General features: G+C 32.0%; 10 protein-coding genes, 6 pseudogenes and 2 riboswitches. Of the genes and pseudogenes, 13 read left to right on the top strand and 3 right to left on the bottom strand.

Going from position 1 to position 20,705, the window contains the following annotated elements; all coding sequences use genetic code 11:
• From GFJ36_RS16495 to GFJ36_RS16465, 8 genes and pseudogenes are all read left to right on the top strand, one after another.
• The coding region (locus GFJ36_RS16495) for a serine hydrolase domain-containing protein (protein ID WP_242016003.1) at positions 1-826 on the top strand (826 nt) is incomplete at its 5' end.
• Between the two features lie 141 nt (positions 827-967).
• Complete coding sequence (locus GFJ36_RS16490) at positions 968-2,299, top strand: erythromycin esterase family protein (protein ID WP_157349684.1); 1,332 nt, start codon at positions 968-970, stop codon at positions 2,297-2,299.
• A gap of 700 nt (positions 2,300-2,999) precedes the next feature.
• On the top strand, positions 3,000-3,590 hold the full coding sequence (locus GFJ36_RS16485; RefSeq protein WP_097814372.1) for a sensor domain-containing protein: 591 nt from the start codon (positions 3,000-3,002) through the stop codon (positions 3,588-3,590).
• 4 nt (positions 3,591-3,594) lie between these two features.
• Positions 3,595-5,385 (top strand): helix-turn-helix transcriptional regulator, encoded by a 1,791-nt coding sequence (locus GFJ36_RS16480; protein WP_097890942.1) that lies wholly within the window; start codon positions 3,595-3,597, stop codon positions 5,383-5,385.
• Between the two features lie 643 nt (positions 5,386-6,028).
• On the top strand, positions 6,029-7,066 hold the full coding sequence (locus GFJ36_RS16475) for a serine hydrolase domain-containing protein (protein WP_097890944.1): 1,038 nt from the start codon (positions 6,029-6,031) through the stop codon (positions 7,064-7,066).
• A 291-nt stretch (positions 7,067-7,357) separates the two neighbouring features.
• Positions 7,358-7,492, top strand: a pseudogene (locus tag GFJ36_RS16470) (RNA polymerase sigma factor SigX); the annotation flags it as partial.
• Positions 7,493-7,559: 67 nt separating this feature from the next.
• Positions 7,560-7,811 (top strand): annotated as a pseudogene (locus GFJ36_RS30125) (DUF1963 domain-containing protein); the annotation flags it as partial.
• 438 nt (positions 7,812-8,249) lie between these two features.
• Positions 8,250-9,650, top strand: a complete 1,401-nt coding sequence (locus GFJ36_RS16465) for a zinc dependent phospholipase C family protein (RefSeq protein WP_157349683.1) — start codon at positions 8,250-8,252, stop codon at positions 9,648-9,650.
• Positions 9,651-9,933: 283 nt separating this feature from the next.
• Here the strand turns inward: GFJ36_RS16465 and GFJ36_RS30120 are convergent.
• Positions 9,934-10,181: pseudogene (locus GFJ36_RS30120) on the bottom strand (zinc-finger domain-containing protein).
• 319 nt (positions 10,182-10,500) lie between these two features.
• Between GFJ36_RS30120 and GFJ36_RS29690 the strand changes: the two are divergent.
• A pseudogene (locus GFJ36_RS29690) lies at positions 10,501-10,725 on the top strand (ISNCY family transposase); the annotation flags it as partial.
• Positions 10,726-11,042: 317 nt separating this feature from the next.
• Here the strand turns inward: GFJ36_RS29690 and GFJ36_RS16455 are convergent.
• A pseudogene (locus tag GFJ36_RS16455) lies at positions 11,043-12,169 on the bottom strand (FtsW/RodA/SpoVE family cell cycle protein).
• Between the two features lie 188 nt (positions 12,170-12,357).
• Positions 12,358-12,534, bottom strand: a riboswitch (M-box (ykoK) riboswitch).
• A 521-nt stretch (positions 12,535-13,055) separates the two neighbouring features.
• Positions 13,056-13,223, top strand: a riboswitch (M-box (ykoK) riboswitch).
• Positions 13,224-13,498: 275 nt separating this feature from the next.
• On the opposite strand from GFJ36_RS16455, the gene mgtE reads away from it, so the two are divergent.
• The 4 genes and pseudogenes from mgtE to GFJ36_RS29685 all read left to right on the top strand — a co-directional run.
• Complete coding sequence (mgtE, locus tag GFJ36_RS16445; RefSeq protein WP_097890950.1) at positions 13,499-14,827, top strand: magnesium transporter; 1,329 nt, start codon at positions 13,499-13,501, stop codon at positions 14,825-14,827.
• 150 nt (positions 14,828-14,977) lie between these two features.
• Positions 14,978-16,075, top strand: coding sequence for a phosphodiester glycosidase family protein (locus GFJ36_RS16440; protein WP_157349682.1), 1,098 nt, complete (start codon positions 14,978-14,980; stop codon positions 16,073-16,075).
• 599 nt (positions 16,076-16,674) lie between these two features.
• Positions 16,675-17,568 (top strand): cation diffusion facilitator family transporter, encoded by an 894-nt coding sequence (locus GFJ36_RS16435; protein ID WP_097890954.1) that lies wholly within the window; start codon positions 16,675-16,677, stop codon positions 17,566-17,568.
• Positions 17,569-18,039: 471 nt separating this feature from the next.
• Positions 18,040-18,270, top strand: a pseudogene (locus GFJ36_RS29685) (WD40/YVTN/BNR-like repeat-containing protein); the annotation flags it as partial.
• A gap of 313 nt (positions 18,271-18,583) precedes the next feature.
• Here the strand turns inward: GFJ36_RS29685 and xerS are convergent.
• Positions 18,584-19,657, bottom strand: coding sequence for a tyrosine recombinase XerS (gene xerS / locus GFJ36_RS16430; protein ID WP_097890956.1), 1,074 nt, complete (start codon positions 19,655-19,657; stop codon positions 18,584-18,586).
• Positions 19,658-20,705 lie beyond the last annotated feature (1,048 nt).

Below are 20,705 nucleotides of genomic sequence, written 5' to 3'. Positions count from 1 at the left end.
AACAGTTCTACTTCAATTATCTGGAGAGAATCGCTTGAATCTAGATGACTCCGTCGAAAAATGGTTACCTGGCGTCATTCAAGGAAACGGATATGATGGTAACCAGATTACGATTCGGCAGTTATTGAATCATACAAGTGGGATTGCTGACTATGTAAATTCAAAAGACTTTGATATTATGGATAAAAAAAAATCGTATACGGCTGAAGAATTTGTAAAGATGGGGGTTTCACTTCCCCCAGACTTTGCACCAGGAAAGGGTTGGTCTTATTCAAACACAGGATACGTATTACTGGGAATCCTTATTGAAAAAGTAACTGGCAACAGTTATGCCGAAGAGGTTGAAAATCGGATTATTGAACCGCTTGATTTGTCAAATACATTCCTACCTGGCAATTCAAGCGTGATTCCAGGCACCAAGCATGCCCGTGGCTATTTCCAACTAGACGGAGCAAGTGAGCTAAAAGACGTTACTTATATTAACCCAGGTAGCTCGGATGGAGATATGATTTCTACTGCTGACGACTTAAACAAATTCTTCTCTTACTTACTAGGTGGCAAATTACTGAAGGAACAGCAATTAAAACAAATGCTTACTACAGTTCCTACAAATAAAGAGGGAACCAGATATGGTCTTGGAATCTATGAAACTAAGCTTCCGAACGGTGTCTCGGTATGGGGACACAGGGGGGGCGTTCCAGGGTTTACCACTTTTGCTGGTGGCACACTTGGAGGTAAGCATACATTGGCCGTCAATTTGAACAGTTTTAAAGCTGATAGTCCTGATCCATTTAAAAGTATTTTACTTGCTGAATTTAGCAAGTAGGTAAAAAGGAAAACCAGATAAAAAGTGAGTTTTAGGAATTAGAATAAATGTATCTTAACAGTAATAGGGGGGTTAATAGTTTAAACTGGGATCCTTAGAGCATGTCAAAAAACTAATAAGTAAGTATTTCAGGAGGGTTTTATGAAAAAGAAAATGATTATTGCAATTGTTGCTTCTGCTATAACAATGACTCATTTTGTAGGAAATACTTATGCAGATTCGAAAACAGAGGTTTCTGTTACAGCTCCCTACAATACAAATCAAATAGCGAAATGGTTAGAAGCACATGCAAAGCCTTTAAAAACAACTAATCCAACTGCATCTCTTAATGATTTGAAACCACTTAAGAATATGGTAGGTTCAGCTTCAATTGTAGGTTTAGGTGAAGCTACGCATGGGGCTCATGAAATTTTAACAATGAAACACCGCATTGTTAAGTATTTAGTATCTGAAAAGGGCTTTACCAACTTAGTTTTAGAAGAGGGATGGGACAGAGCTTTGGAACTTGATCGATATGTTCTTACTGGTAAGGGAAACCCAAGCCAACATCTATCACCTACATTTAAGACGAAAGAAATGCTAGCTTTACTTGATTGGATTCGGCAATATAATGCTAATCCAAAACATAAATCTAAAGTACGTATCATCGGGATGGACATTCAATCAGTAAACGAGAATGTTTATAATAATATAACAGAATATATTAAAGCGAACAATTCAAAACTGTTGCCTAGAGTAGAAGCGAAGATAAAAGGTCTTATTCCTGTAACAAAGGATATGAATACTTTTGAAAGCCTTACGAAAGAAGAAAAAGAAAAGTATGTTTTAGATGCTAAACAAATTAGTGATTTATTAGAGGAAAATAAAAGTTATTTAAATGGGAAATCTAAAGAGTTTTCATGGATAAAACAAAATGCTCGTATTATTGAACAGTTTACTACAATGTTAGCGTCACCACCTGATAAACCATCGGATTTTTATTTGAAACATGATATTGCAATGTATGAAAATGCGAAGTGGACTGAAGAACATTTAGGAAAAACCATTGTATGGGGACATAATGGACACGTTTCGAAAACAAATATGCTTCCTTTTATATATCCTAAAGTAGCTGGGCAGCATTTAGCAAAATATTATGGAAAACGGTACGTATCTATTGGAACGTCAGTTTATGAAGGACAATATAATGTCAAGAATAGCGATGGTGAATTTGGCCCTTATGGAACATTAAAATCGGATGATTCAAACAGTTATAACTACATCTTTGGACAAGTTAAAAAAGATCAATTTTTTATTGATTTACGTAAGGCAAACGGCGTGACAAAAACTTGGTTAAACGAACAACATCCAATTTTCGCTGGAATAACTACCGAAGGGCCTGATATACCAAAAACTGTTGATATATCATTAGGTAAAGCGTTTGATATACTTGTTCAAATTCAAAAAGTGAGTCCATCTCAACTACATCAATAAATTTGTAATAATGTGGCTCAACGAAGTGTAGTATTGATGATAGTGTTAAGTGTCAATAGAGTTATTTAGAAATGTCAGTTAGGTTATTTCATTAAAGGATTATTAGATGAAATAAATGTTTTCAAATTAGAGACGATGTGGGATAGAAGCACATTATCATTAAGTTAACAAAATAAAATTCTCCCTAAGTAGATAAAATGAGGAACTAAGGAATTTATCCCACATTAACGGACAATAAGGGCTCAACCTCAAAATGTAGCGAAAACAAAGAAGTTAGGTTGGGTGGGTTGCCCCTAAAAAACTGATTGGTGAGGGCTGATTAAAGTTTACTTTATACGTGTGATGGACTAAATCAAGAAATTGATTAGGGTACGTCGTTTCTTTTAGGAATCCTTATTATAAGGATTCCTTTTTTGTACCAAAAAATTTTCAAAGAAAAAAGATAAGATCGGGAACAAAATCTTATCTTTAACATAAAGAATTAGCGTATGAACAGAGTATCACAAGCGGCGAGTCATAGTCGATAGTGAACTTCTGTCATGTTTATAAAGAACAACAAAAATTGAGTAAATAAGGCTGTATTGATAGTTATGTCATACAAACCGTGACATTTTGACACTAACGTATGTGACAGAAAAATACTTAGAATTAAAAAAGTAGTTTTTAACACATTAGCAATGAATGAGGAGGAGAAATTTTAATGACGAAAGCATCAGCTCAAAAAACTTTGCAAGATTTTTATTTCTTATTATTTACCTTTGTATCCGGATTTTTTTACTTTTGTTTCTATCTAGTCAGTATTACATTTGCATTAGTAATGACGATTATCTTTTTGGGTATTCCCTTGTTGGCGTGGGTGCTGCAAACAACTCACACGTTTGTTCAGTATGAACGCATTCAAACGAAGATTTATACAGATATATCGATAGATTTATTCGAACCAAGAAAAAAAGAGGAAGGAGATAAATGGATTAAAGCGATAGATACAATCCTCAATAATAGCAACTGGAGGGCTATTTTTTGGCTCATGCAGAAATTTTTTGTCGGAATAATGAGTCTTATATGTGTTGTTTTACTGTATGTAATACCACTAGTATGTATCGTTACCCCCTTACTTTTTCAATATTTTAATATATACTTATTGGGCATTGCAGTGAATTCATGGGAGACAGCAATTTTTGTCATGATTGTTGGTTTCATTCTCATCTGGATACATAATCTTATTGGAAACGACTTAGTTCGAATTATTGGAATGTACACGCGTTTCATGTTTAAAGCTATAAAGGAGTGATAATTTGTTTAAGACTTTAAAACTATGGTTTTGGTATGATTGGGCCTTGCTTTGTATACGCTTTATTGTTTGGCTATCATTGATATCAACGACTATCCAACAACAAGATCATTTGACAGTACCACTTTGGATCATAATCCTTTGGGAAGTCGTTTCATTTTCAGTACCTTGGATTTGTTTAATGTTCAGTTATCGCTATTATTTATTTACTGAAATAATATTATTTGGCGGAGTTTGTTTCTATTTAACTTTATTATTTCCGTTAGCGTATCTTGCTTTTTTAATGCCAACTTTTATGATTGCGGCAAATAGCGTTCATAAATCTTACCGCTGGTCGGGTCCTATCACAATTATTTTGTTCCCGTTGCTCATTGCGATATTTTCTAAAGTGACAGATTTATGGGTAATCATCCTACAACTCAGTTTAGCTTTTGCTATGGGCTCTTTCTTTCGTTTACTGGCTATTAATTACCGTCAAAGTGAAATTATTCGGAACCAGAAACATGTATTGGAACAGTACGTATCCCAAGTTGAGCGGATTACATTACTGGAGGAACGTGATAGGCTCTCAAAAGACTTACACGATACGATGGGACATTCCTATACTTCAATTATTATGGGGATGGAAACATTGCGTATGGAATTAAAGTCTAAAGAAGGAGAGCAGCAGCTAGATTCATTATTACAATTGGCCCGTAACAGTATGGAAGAAGTAAGACTGTATTTACACCAATTAGATTTATCACAAGAGTCGCTTCCCTTAGCTACCACACTACAACAATTGACAGAGGAATTTAAGAAACATGCAAAAGTAAATGTACGTACTCGAATAATAGGGGAAGAGTATATGGTCTCCAAACAATCAAAAATGACACTATATCGGAGCTTGCAGGAATCACTAACAAATGCTGTTCGCCATGGGCATTCCACAGAAATCATTGTATCACTTCATTTTGAACCACAACAGATAAGATTGGATGTAGAGGATAATGGCTGTGGGGTAGAAGAGTGGAAGGATGGCTTTGGATTAACTGCAATGAAAGAGCGTGTAAGTCAGTCACAAGGAAGAGTCATTGTTTATTCCAAAAAAGGGGAAGGGACATTAATTTCATGTGTCTTACCGAAACAAGTACAATTGGCTAACGAACAAATTCGCCTGTGTATTGTCGATGATCATTCTTTTATCCGAGAAAGTCTTCATACAATTTTGAGTGGACTGGAGGATTTACAAGTAGTGGGAATGGCTGAAGATGGAGAACAGGCTTTGGAATTGTGCGGGAGACTAAAACCAGATGTAGTATTAATGGATTTAGAGATGCCAAATCTGGATGGGATTCATGCAACTAAAATGATTAAGAAAAAATGGCCAGACATTCGTGTACTTATTCTGTCAACCTTCCAGAATACAGAAAGGGCAAAAGAAATCATACGAAATGGTGCGGATGGATATGTATTGAAATCCATAGATTCGCGTGAACTAGCTGAATCAATTCGTCTAGTCTATCGAGGAGGCACGATGATTACTCATGACTTGTTCCATAGGATGTGGGAAGAAAATGAAGAAACAGGATTATTTGAATCACGATCAGCTGGAATAGAGTATGGATTGACGAAACGAGAATTAGAGATTTTGAAACTATTATCACAAGGAAGCCGTTATAAAACAATAGCTTCGACACTTTATTTGTCAAACGGAACAGTAAGAAATTACGCCTCCAATCTCTATGAGAAGCTAGAAGTTAAAAATCGAGAAGAAGCAGTACAAAAGGCAAAAGATATAGGACTACTTTCATGACTCTCCCACTTGAACTAGTTAGCTGAAGTTAATGGGGAACTTACAGATGATGCAGAACATCACTACCCAATCCCACATTTGAAACTACAATGAAAAATAAAGATTTGGAACGCTTCTGCTTTTTTGTGAACAAAGTTGTTTAAAAAGGTTATTTGGATTCTCATATCGAAAAAGTAAAACACTATAGACGAAGACTATAAAATGTGTAGACTATAACTAAATTTGAAACAAGGTTTAAGGTAGATAAATGTTTTATTGAAACCTATCTTTATAGAGGACTGGTAAATAGTTTTCATATTCGTTAGTACATCGGTCCTAAATCTAAAAGTAAAATAGGTATTTTTGGGTCAATAACATCTTTGATTTAGATGTTATTGACCCAATTTAGAAAATATCTATTAAGTTGCCACGAGTAATTTTAGAATTGAAAGAGGGAATTTCGTAAATTCGGGGATAATAATACTCACTAAATTAAAGCTCTCTATAAAGAGAAGAATTTAGAAACTAAAGAAATCAGTGTGACGGTGCTTGATTGTAGTCAAATATAAAATATGTTGTTTTGAGTTGAAGTAAGATGTGTAATTGAAAAAGATAACAGGATAATATATTTCTAATCATTTAAAGGGAAGGGGATGTGATTGAGGTGAATAATACATATAATGAAAAGACGCATACATTGATTAAACAATTATTAAAAAAGTTTTCACCAAAAGTTCCAGGCTTTTCATATATTGCTAGTTTTGATAGCGGAGTAACTTATAAAGGTGCAGTTGGCTTAGCTTCTATAGAGAAAAATCTACCCATAACTACCAAAACCGTTTTTAATATAGCCTCAGTTTCTAAACAATTCACAGCATTTTCTATATTACTCTTAGAACAAGAGAGGAAATTGAGTTTAGATGATTCAATTGTAAAATTTGTCCCTTCTATAGGTGCATATGCTGAACCTGTAACATTGAGACATCTAATTCATCACACTGGTGGACTAGTTGATTATATGGAATTGGCTCAAGCAGAAAATATTAAATTTACTGATATATTAACTGTGGAAGAATCGCTAAAGCACCTTAAAAATCATCAAATTGCAAGATTCCCAGTTGGCACAAAATTTGAGTATAGCAATACAGGATATTTTTTATTGTCACTAGTGGTAGAGAAGGTAAGTGGCAAATCCCTATGTCAGTTTGCAAAGGAACGTATTTTTGATCCTTTACACATGAAAGACACAACAATTGTGGATTGCTACCCAACTACTATATCAGTTGCTAATGGATATTCGAGGAATGAGCAAGGAACATATAAAATCTATGAAAGCCCTTGGGAACATACAGGGGATGGGGCAGTTCATACAACAGTTGAAGACCTGGTAAAATGGGGAGAAAATTTAGCCACAGGTACCGTTGGTGGAAAAAATCTTGTTAAAAGAATGAGCGAAATAGGCCCGGAAATTTCTCCAACTGGGGATGCAATTATTGACAATGAATATTATGCTTTTGGGCTAAGGCTTGCTGAAGGTTTTAACTATCGGTACTTGGAACATTCAGGAAGTTGGGCGGGTTATCGTTCACACTTTATGCGGTTTCCAAAAGAATATTTGTCCGTTGTAATTCTAAGTAATTATGATGGATTTGACTCTAAAAAATATGCTAATAAAATAGCAGAAATTGTTTTAGAAAAGTAAAAAATAGAGAGTAGAATACAGTATTGGGATTTAGTTTATCTCACGTTGTTTTATATTGTTTTAACGGTATTTGCCTTACACTTCCTCCAAATCTAATCAAACAAATGGAAATAACCTCAGAATCAGAGTTGGATTTTTTATGTTTTTATTTCTCTTTTTACATTTATCTTTTAATGAGATGAATGCTTTTTTAGTTCATAATAAAAAATAACCAGAAAAACTGTCACAAAATCCGTTTTTCTGGTTTCTCTATAATACAGGTATCAAATAGAGAGTAAGATTTAAACTAACATGTTAACCATAGAAAATGAAGAAAGTCATGCGTCTGCTATGACCTTTGAAGATTTATTTAAGCAGTAATGTGCTTTTGCTGTGAAACAAATCATATGGATTGTTATAGATAAATCTATCGCTGAAGAGTTAGCATAAGAAGTATTTTTACAATTATATCGTAGCGATTGGGTAAGTTTCATTACCAAATGAAACTTACCCAATCGACCGCTATCAAGACAAAATGTATGCAACCATGATACTTAATTTAACTCAAATACCTTTTGTTCCAGAAGTAGTAAAAAATATGAAAGCCATCGCAGTATTTCTTTCTCCAAACTTTGCTAAAGACTTGTCCAACTTATCAGGAAATTTTTGTATTAGAGAATATGGTTCTTTAGAGGAACTAGTACCAAATGAGATGTCACTTACGTTTCCAAATCTAAAACTTTTTTCCTTAATACCTAGATTACTTTTTGGGAATATAGAAAAGCAAACAAAACAACACTTCAAAAAGTTCATTTTTTCATTTTGGGGTAATTCTAAATTCTTAAGTTGATGGATATAGATTATTACCTTAAAACATCATAATTTCAATTATCTAGAGAGAACGGTCTTTCATTAATATAATAAATGGAAGGTTATTAAATTCCCTATTTTTGGATATGTAAAATTACATAAAAAAACATGTTTAAATAAGACGCGCTTTTATATATAACTAGAGGTAGAGAAGAAAAATTATTGTTTAGGGTTAATTTAAAATTTTTAATTTAATCGATGTGTGTTGGTATTCCATTTAGAGAGAAATTAAGCAATTAGCCTTTGCTAATCGCTCTTTTATTAGAGCTATTTAACTTTCGTTAATAAGATGAATATCCGCATAAGAATTTTTATATTTAGAAAGGGATAAAAAATGAAAAAAATCGTATCAACACTATGTATAGCTGGAGTGACCTTAACTATTTTAGGAGTATGTCCTCAAAGTAGTTATGCTCATCTCGATCAAATTGATTTAAATGAGAATGATCCTATTACTGCAAGATGGTCTGCAGAAGCTCCGTATCATTCTGATAAAAGTACACATTTATGGATTGCAAAACAAGCTATTGAAATTATGAAAACAGAATCTAATATTGAAGCAAATAAGCAGGCTGTGGACTTTTTAAATTATCCACAATATAAAGATTTATTTTCTAAAGGATTATATGATGCAGATTATAATGCAGAGTTTAACGATGGTGGTACAGGAATAGGTGGCGTTTTTAAAGGCGGATGGAAATCTCATTTTTATGATCCTGATACTAAAGAAAATTATAGAGGAGAAAAAAATCCAACCGCTCTTACACAAGGTAAGAAATACTTTTATGAATCTGGAGAACATTTACGAAATAAGGACTATGAAAAAGCTTTCTATTACTTAGGAGTGGCCACGCACTACTTTACAGATGCTACTCAACCTATGCATGCAGCAAATTTTACTGCAATTGATACGAGAGCTATAAAATATCATAGCTACTTTGAAAATTATGTTACAACCATTCAAAAGCAATTTGCAGTCAATACTGGAGGGAACTATAATAATTCTCTATCCACACCTGAAGAATGGATTGATTATGCAGCTCGAGTAGCTAAACCTGAAATCCAAAATATTACTAATGATAAAACATTTAAGTATTATAATAGTGGTAAGGCACAATTGTGGCAAGAAATGGTTACCCCAGCTGTGCAGCGAAGCTTAGGAGAAGCTCAGCGCAATACAGCAGGTTTCTTAAATCTGTGGTTTAAAACTTTTACTGAAAATGTGAAAGCTCCAAGTATAGAGACTGCATTAATCTATGATATTGAAGGAAACGTCATAGAAGCAGGGAAAAACTATTATATCGTACCAAGTGAATCTCCTTATCAAGGTCTAACATTTGAATGGTATATAGCAAATCGTTACGATTATGTCACACTTGCAAATAAAGAAAACAATGGTTTATCTGGTACACCTATGGAATTTGAATTCTACAAAGAAAATGATGCAAAGCTACACCACGGGGAGAGTATATATCTTCGTATGAAGCACTCAAATTACGACCAATTGCAATATTTAAATTGGTCTAATTATTCTAGTTGGATTCACCTTGCTCAAAAATCTGATAGTTTAGCTGATTTTAAAATTAAAATTAACCTGGATAATCCTACAGAATATAATATTTTTACAGATGACTATCCATTAAATTATGAGAATATAAATGCAAAGAAAAATTGGATTGTACTAGGTGAAAAAAAACAAAAACCTAGCTCATGGAAGTTTATCCCTGTTAGATAACCTAAAAAGAAAAACACTCGTCCTTAATCAGAACGGGTGTTTTTCTTTTTAGGAATTATAACCCAGAAATTTAATGTTAAAATTTTATCGTTTTTCGACAGAAGACTCCTTCCTCAAAAATGAGAAGGTGTGAAATACCAATTTTAGGTGAACAAAAATTAGAACATAAAAATGAATTAGTTTATTTTGTAATTGCTGAAAATAAACAAGTATACAATTCATATCAAATGTAAAGCATGTTCCAATCGTATAACTTGTTTGTTTGAAAATTTATTTCATGATTTTACATTTGTAACCATCCACGTTTTTTGAGCTCTTTATACAAATTACTCACGTGGCATCCCATTTTTCTTCTATAGTTTTTACTTTTGTCAATCTCTTTCTAAATTCTTTTTTACCCAGCGTAGTAAGTTTTTTTCCTATTTCGCATTGTTCAATACAATACTGTTCTACATCCGTTTGATATTTACAATTTTTACAATATTAATCCTGCAAACGTATTATTCTTACTTTTTTCGCGACCGCTCTCATATCGTATTCACTCCGATTTGATTTATATATATCATAATTTTACGAGCGTACTCTTGCTATTTACGTTAATCTTATAATTAATTCCAGTAAAAGCTTTACCGGTGGTCTTATTCTCTGTCCTTTCTTAGCAAAATTTACTATTGACAAATATCATTCCACTTTAATTTCCTAAAGGGTAATTTTATTTAGAATTGTTAACTTGGAACTGATAAATATCCAAAAATGAATGCATTAATAATTCTGTATTCCTAGAAGAATGATAGTGGCCATCACTATCTCCAAAATAGAAGAAATTACTAGTACTATAACTAAATAAAAGGAAAATAAATCCACAAAACAGGTTTTATTTGCTTTTGTAGACAGTCTAACAATAGGGGGTGTTTCGTCTGTTACAGGTTACCCACCAATCTGTAGTAAAGCTTTACTTAAATTTTTTTTCTTGAAAATTGTATTTAAAATGTACTCTATACGTAAATTGATCCATTTTTTGCATCCGTATTCTTTGTTTCGTGTATCTTTTGACCTGTCTTTAATGCTTTATATTTTCAATGATTGCTTTTTCTTTTGATTTAATAATTTCTATCTGATATATATTACTATTAACTTCCTAATATTTTTATGCTTATCTATATAATAAAAAGAATTTTAAGAATTGAGACCAGCCAATTATATATATATTTTCTCAGCCATTGTGAATCCTTCATCCCTTGCCACGAATTTTTACAATGTTATTTTTTTTACTGTGTTTATTTCATTTTTTAGCGATAATTCTAATGAAAAAACAACAGATTGATTTACGGAATCAGTCTGTCCAAAATCAGAAAGAATTCATCCATTAAAAATAGAACAACATATGGAAAATCATATATTATAATTAATAAACTTATTTTTATTGAAAATTGAAATATTAAGTAATATTCCTATTGCTATTAAATTAACCATTAAAGAACTTCCACCAAAACTTACAAATGGAAATGGGGTACCCGTAAGAGGAAGTATTCCCGTAATACCGCCTAAATTAACAACAGATTGCAAACCAATCATACACCCTATACCAATTGCTATAAAACTTCCGAATGGATCTTCACATAGCTGTGCAATTTTTAGTGAGCGAAGAACTATAGCTAATACTCCGGCCATTATAATGAATACACCAATGAATCCTAATTCTTCAGAAACGATTGCCATTATAAAATCAGTATGTGGTTCGGGGAGATAACCTGTTTTTTGAATGCTATTTCCAAATCCACGTCGAATAATTCTTCCTGAGCCAATGGCAATAAAAGAATTTACAAGTTGATATCCATTTCCTTGTGCATCAACAAAGGGATTGATAATTGTAGTAATACGTGTCTTTTGAACATCTGACAAACTAAATTGAATCAAAAAATATAAAATAGGTAACCAAAAAATAGCACCTATTATAGTTCTTTTAATTAATAGATTTATATTTATTCCCGAGCAAAGAAATATGCTAAAAACTATACCTAATATTAAAAGTGCAGATCCTAAGTTTGGCTGTTTATAGATTAGGAAAAAAATTGTAGCTAAAAAAAATAAAAGTTTTCCGCCCCCAATCCAAATTTGTTTAGCTGATCCTTGTCGCAATGCAAAAAAACGGGCTGTTACAAGTATTGTTCCTAATTTAAGAAATTCAGCTGGCTGTATTCCAAAGATCCATGATTGAGCATTATTTACCACCTTTCCTTTCCATAAAACCATAATTAACAAAAAATCCCTCCAATCATAATACAGATTGAGACTATTCGTTTTTTCCATATTTCATATGGGAGAATAGCACAAACTATTAGCCCAATTGTTCCTAAAAATAGTTTTGTTAATTGAGAATCAACAAAATGCCTACTGTTATAACCGTAATGTTGAACAGCAACAATGGAGCTAGCGCTATACGTCATGATAATACCTAAAGTACATGTTATGAATAGAGGGAGGAGCAATAGATAATCGAGTTTTATTATTTTTTTCATTTTAAAATCCTCCTGATTTACATTAACACTTAATATTACATTTGCTAATGAATAGAATCTTGTTCTCAACAAGTATTAAATAGTACTTTTGTTTTGAGAGATTCTATCGCTTACACCCTGTTTTCTTACGCAAAAATCCCCCTTAGTTACATACTAGGGAGGATTCAAAATGGCATGACTAAATAAAGCTTTTCTCCCCCTAGTAGAGCTTTGGCACTATACAACGTAAAGTAATGGAAATTCATTACTTAGCTATCTTAAGAAGAGCCTTAATCCGACAATTCCTGTTCTACCCATTGGCGTCTTTCGACATTTTTGGGCAATAGCCTGTGTTTGTATAGGAGCCTCACCTAACAGGTTTAGCAATATAAATTTTATGTGTTTGTTCGTGTAGCCAGCATAAATACTTTTTTTTTGCTTGTCAAGTAAACGTATTGCTAACTTTATATTCTTTATTACTTTATAAATCTTTGAGAAATGATGTGAGAAATTATATTTAATTGTCTCATATAGATACATATTTGCGACTTGGAATGTATAATTTGATTAAGTAGTTTAACCATATAAATTTGATAAACAGTAAAGAAGATATTAATCATAAAATAAGATTTTTTGAAGAATGTTCTTTTGAAGTACGGTATGACTAATGATGTAACTGCTGCTATAAAGTCACGAATTAATCATAAACAATAAGTTTCTTATACGAAATTTCATATGTTTTATAACGTTTTTTTGAACTAATTGTATTTAAATTTTAAATCTTTTATGCTGAATTTCAAATTTGTAATAGAATCTAATTACATTTCTCTAAAAAAGAATTTTTTATGAATCAAATCGAAAGTTAGTTGACAAATATTAAATTCTGGTTTAAATTTTGAAGTAATTCAATAATCTTTGTTAGGTGAGGCTCCTGTATAGAGAAACGCTGCTGCCCAAAAATGTCGAGAGACGCCAATGGGTCAACAGGAACGGTCGGATTAAGGCCCTTTTTAATGTAGCTGGTTATAAAAACCTATGCTATACAGTGCTAAAACTCAACGAGGGAGTGGTATACGATTTGATAGAAAGGCACCTCTGGGATTATTGCAGAGCTGTCTTAATAATCATTTATTTGTATTGTAAAAAAACCTTTACTCCTTTTTGAGTAAGGTTTTTTTTGTTTAATGTTATTTATTTTTATCTTGTCTATATTCAAAAAGGAGGTAGTTCTTAATAAATTGATTGCAATGTAACTATTAATGCTCTAATCAAAATTTTAGACAGATAAAATAATACAAAACCACTCATGAAACTCTAGAGTCTCCCTTAGCAATATGAGGAGGAGTTAACATGAAGAAATTATTAAATGAATTACTTGTAACCCAAAATGATTTGGATGCAGATAAAGTTTTACGTCATCCGTCGTATGATGTTGCGCAAGAAATAAAACGGTTTTCAATAGAAGATCAAGTCATATTACTAGATAAGATTCCTGTATTAAAAAGCTCAAACATTCTACAACATTTGAGTACAGAAGAAAAATATAATATCTTAATTCACTTATCTGAAAACAAAGCTAAAAAGTTACTAAATTTACAACCGATTGATGAAACAGTAGATTTACTTCTAGCGGTTCATCCGGAAAAACAAGCTAAATTAATGGCGTATCTAAATAAAATTACAAAGCATAATGTGAAAAAATTAATGGCTTTCAAACCTGAAACAGCAGGAAGTCTTGTCACAAGTGATTTTGTTGCAGTTAGAGGGAATTGGTCAGTAAAAATGACATTGAAGTACATTAGGGAACATTCTAAAAATGTAGAATCAATTTCTTATATTTATGTTCTTGATAGTCATGGTTATCTTAAGGGAATCGTTTCCATTCATGAGTTATTACTAGCAGCAGATGAAGAGATATTATCCAATATCATGATTCGAGAGGTGATTTCAGTACCTGCTGAGGTTGATCAGCAAGAAGTTGTAAAAAAGCTACTGAATTATAATTTAGCAGCAATACCTGTAACAACAGCAAATAATGAAATGATTGGTATTATAACATTTGATGACGTAATGAATGTTATGGAAGCAGAGGCTACAGAAGATATCCAAAAGTTAGGTGGAAGTGAACCATTAAATCAATCTTACTTTGAATCTAGTATTTGTAGCATTTTCTTTAAACGTCTACCATGGTTATTGCTTCTTTTTGTTGCTGAGGCATATACAGGTACAGTACTAAAGTATTTTGAAGACGAAATTGAAACAGTAGTTGCCCTTGCTTTCTTTGTTCCATTATTAGTGGGTACTGGAGGGAATACAGGAACACAGGTTGTAGCAACAATTACTCGTGCAATCGGTATTGGAGAGGTGAAATTTAAAGACATTTTCCGTGTAATGAAAAAGGAATTTGCAATTGGCATGCTTCTCGGACTTGCACTTGGGGTAGCTGGGCTCATTCGTGCTTATATGTTAGGGGTTGGAACAGAAGTTGCACAAGTTGTAGCAATCACTTTATTATTTATTGTTATTTGGGCTTCGCTTGTCGCAGCTGTTTTACCTTTAATTTTGAGAAAATTTAAATTAGATCCTGCAGTCGTTTCTGGTCCATTTATTACAACATTTGTTGACGGAACAGGATTAGTAATATATTTCTTGGTTGCAAAAACGTTATTAAATCTGTAAATATACACTGAAATAAATAAGAAATGTAGAACAAGTATTTTGCCTTGCGTGCTAAGACATAGTGAGGAACTCGGGAATAAGGGAAACAAACACTTGTGTCTTTTATTTTAAAGGATTCATTGAATGTAATTAATGACGGAGGATATAACTATGAAACATCTAAGAAAAATCTTCAAACGAATTTTGCTTCTTCTTTCTATTTTCATGCTTATTGGCATAGGAATATTATTTGGTACTAACTATGGTCGAGATCTTCGTGTAACAATTGCTGGGAGTATACTAACTTCTCAGCATCCACAATATGCGAAATATACATTCCTATCCCAAAAGGAACTAGATAAATTACAAGATAGAATTAATCATCCCAAATGGTCAAATAGTGATGAGAATATTTATAAAAAAATAGCAGGAAAAAGATTAGAAGAATTAAAAAATCAGCCATTAAAAATTGACGTAGAAACGATTAAAAGTAACAAAGATAGTCGCTTTCTTTTCGAAGGAAAATTAGTCACTATTAGTAACCCTTTCAATGTTAAACTTGTTAGCCATCAAGGAACACAGGGCGATAAAAGAGGAGAAAAAATTAGCGTAATGGCAAAACGTAATCATGCACTTGTTGCTGTGAATGCAAGTGGATTTACTGATGAAACAGGAAGAGGTGGAGGAAATATTGCAACTGGAATAGCAATAGAAAATGGGAAAGCAATTGATACAAATATAGATAAAAATACCCCTACAATTATTACGGGCTTAACAAAGTTTGGACAAATGATAACAGGGAATTATTCTACCCAACAACTTTTGGATAAACAAGTCGTTTCAGCAGCAGGATTTATGCCACAGTTAATTGTAAATGGAGAAAAAATGATTACAGAAGGAGACGGTGGTAGGGGCTCTGCTCCGCGAAGTATTATGGCACAAAAAGAAGATGGCACAATAATGTTTCTAGTGGTTGACGGTAGGCAGACACATAGCATAGGAGCTACGTTAAAAGAGTGTCAAGATATTCTATATGAAAAAGGAGCAATAAATGCGATGGCTATGGATGGAGGTTCTTCTGCTACGCTATATTTAGGAGGAAAGGTTATAAATTCACCTTCTACATTATCCCATGAAGATCGTTATTTACCGAATGCTTGGATGGTAACAGCAAACCAAAAACAAGAAATAAGGGTGACAATAGATGGGGAAAAAATAGATACTAAAAAATCAGATGAATTTGATGCAAATATTGCAACTGATTTATGAATGCTTAAATAAATGAAGGTTTAATTAAAGTTTAAAAACTAACATACAAATAGTGTAATAAAATTGAAAGTTTTATCATTTAAAATTCATTAAAGAAAAGCGTATAGAGATACTCAATCATATGGAAAATCTCCAAGAATTTAAAAGAAGGATAATTAATGTATACAGCTTACACTCATATTCAATTATATGCTTTTAATCTTATAGTATTTGCTACAGCTATGTGAAATGGACAACCTGTAAAAATAATTGTTGTGATCAGATGAGTAAAGATTAATGCGCAGAATGAATTAGTAATCATACCTGAAGACATTTCATCAAACATCAAAGCAACACATTAGTCGCTTTGATGTTTGTAATGAGAAAAGCAGGGCATATTGTGTCACTCTTTTTTACACTTCATAACAAATAAGGATAAAAGAACAAAGTAAGTTATGCTTTAAACCTTTACTGATGAGAAAATGTTTGTATAGACCCACACACTTATTATTGGGTAATGTATGAAAGAAATTAAAATGGCAAGACACAGACTTATAACTACACAATTGAATTAAACGATAATATTTTGAAACAAGAGTAAAGTTAAGGTGGGGATAAATATGAATGCTAACCCAAAAACGTCCTTATTGGCAGCATGGATTAGTGTAATTAGCAATATATTTCTGACTCTCATCAAAATTATAGTCGGTTTACTTTTCAAAAGTCAGGTATTATTAGCCGACGGGATTCATAATGCTGCCGATGTTGTAGCATCCGTAGCCTCATTGGGATCAATGAAAATTTCAAATCAGCCAGCTGATGAAGATCATCCTTATGGACATGGTAAAGCAGAAGTTATATCATCAGGAATTGTAGCTGTGATTTTAATTTTAGCGGCTTTATTTATGGTTTATGAATCAATAAAGTCATTATTTGAACCAGCGACAGAACCCCATATAATTGCTTTTATAGCAGCGATTATTTCATTAATATGGAAGCGAATTTTATATGTATACACAATACGAATTGGTCGAAAAACAAGCAGCAAAGGGCTTATTGCAACTGCTTATGATCATCTTGCTGATGTTTATGCCTCAATTGCAGCTGTAATTGGAATTGGTATTGCTTTGATAAACAATATCTATTCCATTCCATATGCAGCTTATGGGGATCCTTTAGCCGGTATTATTGTTTCTTTTTTCGTATTAAAGTTAGCGATTAGTATGGGGAAAGAAGCAATATATATATTAATGGAAGGTGGTATTCCTACCGAGAAATGTAGTGAATATAAGAGAGTAATTCAGGCCCATCCTTTTGTAAAAAGAATTGATAGAATGCGCGCACGTGATCATGGTCACTATGTATTAATTGATATTAGAATTAGTGTTCCGGCACATTTAAGCATCCAGCAAGGACATGATATTTGTAGGGATATAAAAACTACTATTATAAATCAGAACCCAGAAATATATGAAGTACTAATTCATTTAAACCCATGGTATGAGGAGAAGTAGGTTTATTGAATTATAGATAGATATAAGTAAGTAGTTAAACCGTCCTTTTTAGATATTGGAGAATACATTATTTATAGAAGAAAAAACGTCCTATTAAAATATAGGACGTTTTTATCTATGATTTACTAATTTCCCAACCTTCGCGTGTTTTTCTAATTCAATTACAATTACCTTTTTAGAATCTTTTTTTTACAAAGCATCAACAAAATCTGAAAGATAAATATCATTGAGGGGGAATGAATTAATATATGAGGGTTCATTTTCATTATTTGGCTCTCAAATGAAGCAACTTTAGTATTCACTCAAAAATCCATTGTCTATGAAACAACTAGATTTTTAAACGGTTTTAATAGACATCTGCCAAAAATACAATAGACAGATATCTATTGTATTTTTGGCGGCAAGATTAAATAGCTTTTTTGTTACTTTACAGTAAAGTATACTTAATATCAGTAATTCATGTAATTAGGAGTGATTTCTATATTTAAGGAAAATGTAAAAAGGATACTTCTGTCATTAGTAACAAATCCAATACTAATAATTGTATACGGGATTTTTTGTTATGAGTTAGCCTTATACTGTAAGTACGGAAGGATGAATTATAATATTTATATTTTATTATTATGTATAGTACTTTTTATATCCATCACTACATTTACTACAATGCGGGTGATAAAAAATAGAGAATATGAAACTAACAAATTTTAAATCGAACCATAAGCTTACCGGCAAATTTATGGTTCGATTTTTTTAGTGCAAAGATAGCGTTCTAAACGGGTATCACCACATCGCTATCAACTTAAAAGAGTAAACACCAATTGTAGGAATCTAAAATTTTCATTTATCTAATTCTAACAAGAGACAGTTTTTATATACCAATTAAAGTAGAATTTTAACTATGTATTTTTTATATAATAAAATTAAATATGTAATGAATAATGCATGACATTTAAAACCACTAACTCTAGCAGAGAAAATAATAAAAGTTCAGCAATTTTGCATTGCTGAACTTTTATTATTTATTTTTTCCTATTCTGCCTAAACTATCTTTAATAGTTGTTTCCCCAAGTTGTGTATATAGCAAAGCTGTATCTTGGCTCGTATGCCCGAGTTGCTGCATTACTTGTAACGAGTCTTTTTCTTCCATATATAATTTATTTGCCAATGTGTGTCTTAATTTATGAGGAGACATCTTTTTGCCATAGGCCTTAGTATATTTTTCTACTATATCTTGGATAGCCCTAACGGAAAGTGGCTGTGCAGTATGTTTATACTTTGATAAAAATACATTTTTTAATTCTTTTCCTGGAGCATATTTGTTATCTCTGATTTCCATATACTTTTCAAGGTCATTCAATGCAATTGGGGTAATCCATACAGAATCTTCTTTGTTTCCTTTTCGGATTACATCAATTAGTCTTTCTTTTAAGTTTATATCTTCCATACGAAGATCGGCCAATTCGCTTACTCGAATACCACTACCAAGAAAGAGGGAGAGGATAGCTACATCACGATCTTTATCTCTTAGGAAATAGAACAACTGATGTTTTGTTAACGATTTCTCATGCTCGTACTTCACGTAATTCAAAAAGTCTTGATCGTCATCATTATGGAATATTTTAGATCTCATACGTTTTGCACGAGCATTTAATGTTTCTTTATCTTTATGTATTTCTATTTTAGCCATTACATTTCTATAAAAATAACATTCTCCATCTTCATTTTCTGATAGGGAGGTAAGGTACTTAAATAAAGACTTTAAGGCTGAAATTTTTCTGTTAACAGAGGAATTCTGCATGTTTTGTTGTAGTTTTAGAAACCTCATAAAGTTCTCAACATCTTTTTTCTTTAAATTTTCCAAATCAGAGAAGGATATGTCTTTAATCGGCTTAAATTCAATAATTTGTTCAGATAATAGCCAATTAAAGAAGACTCTAAAATCATATACATAATTCAGTAGGGTGGAGGGAGAGGCATCATGCAATTCTTTGTACTCCACAAATTCTTCTATGTAAAAGGGCATTTCATTTAAATTCTCGTATAATTTCCTACGATGTACGGATTTTTGACGTTGCTTGCTGTATTCCATAAAAATCACCTCATATACACTATAACAGAAAAGAAACACGAACACAAGTTCGCGTTAAATTCAATTTTTACACAAACTTATTTACATAATTAAATTATGAAATACTAAAACATGCTCAAAACTGAATGGTATAGTGTAGTTAGTCAAATGAAAATTATAGCTAACTAAGTGATAAATTTATATAAGACCATAAAAATTTGTGCAAAAACTACATATAAATGTATATAAAATAAAACAATTTATATATATAAATTCATACAAAAAATCAATATATGAAAACAGTTTAAAATTCGTTATCTAACATGAATTGGTTAATTTAATCATAATTATGAGGAGTTAATTAGATCAACATAAGAAAAAATCCTATATAGTAAAAGGTAATTTACTATGAATATTTTCAATGAATAGTTCAGTATTTAATGATTCCTATATAAAATATGAATTATATAGACACATACCAATATACTGAGATTTATGCAATTGAGCTCGAAATCCCTAAATACTGTATTAGATTTTTATTTATACATCCTATTGTTCGTAAAATTGGTATTTCGTGCGAAGTTTGAATGTTTTTTTATACCCACTTTCCTTTTTTATTCATGCAAACAGAATATATTGTTCTCTTTTCATCAGCAAGTAAATTTATAGTGGCAGATACGTTTACGTTTGCCTATTGGCGTGGATTGTGCAGTTACTAGCAAAGGCACAACCATCATAAAAACTCCATTTAAAATCTGGATAGCTTTCCGGATATCACCGAGACTAACTTATAAAATGAGTACAATAGTTGTATATAAAATAGCCTTTGTTATAGATTACTACGGCATAGGCTATTTTATCTTGTTAATATATTTAATACGGAAGTTGACTGGCGCACTCTCCCGATTTAAACTTTGATTTTTTAACTGTCGTCCTCTCATATAGATAAATCTTTTTGAGGATTACTCCAATTATTATTATAAATTTATTGTACTGTTTGATATTTTCCTAATTTGGAACGTTGACGTGTTTTACATACTTAATAAATAGCTAAAAGCAAGTCCGCTGG

Origin of the sequence: Bacillus sp. EE-W1, assembly GCF_009760835.1 — a bacterium.
Taxonomy (GTDB): Bacteria; Bacillota; Bacilli; order Bacillales; family Bacillaceae_G; genus Bacillus_A; species Bacillus_A wiedmannii.
This window is presented reverse-complemented; position numbering and strand designations above follow the sequence as displayed.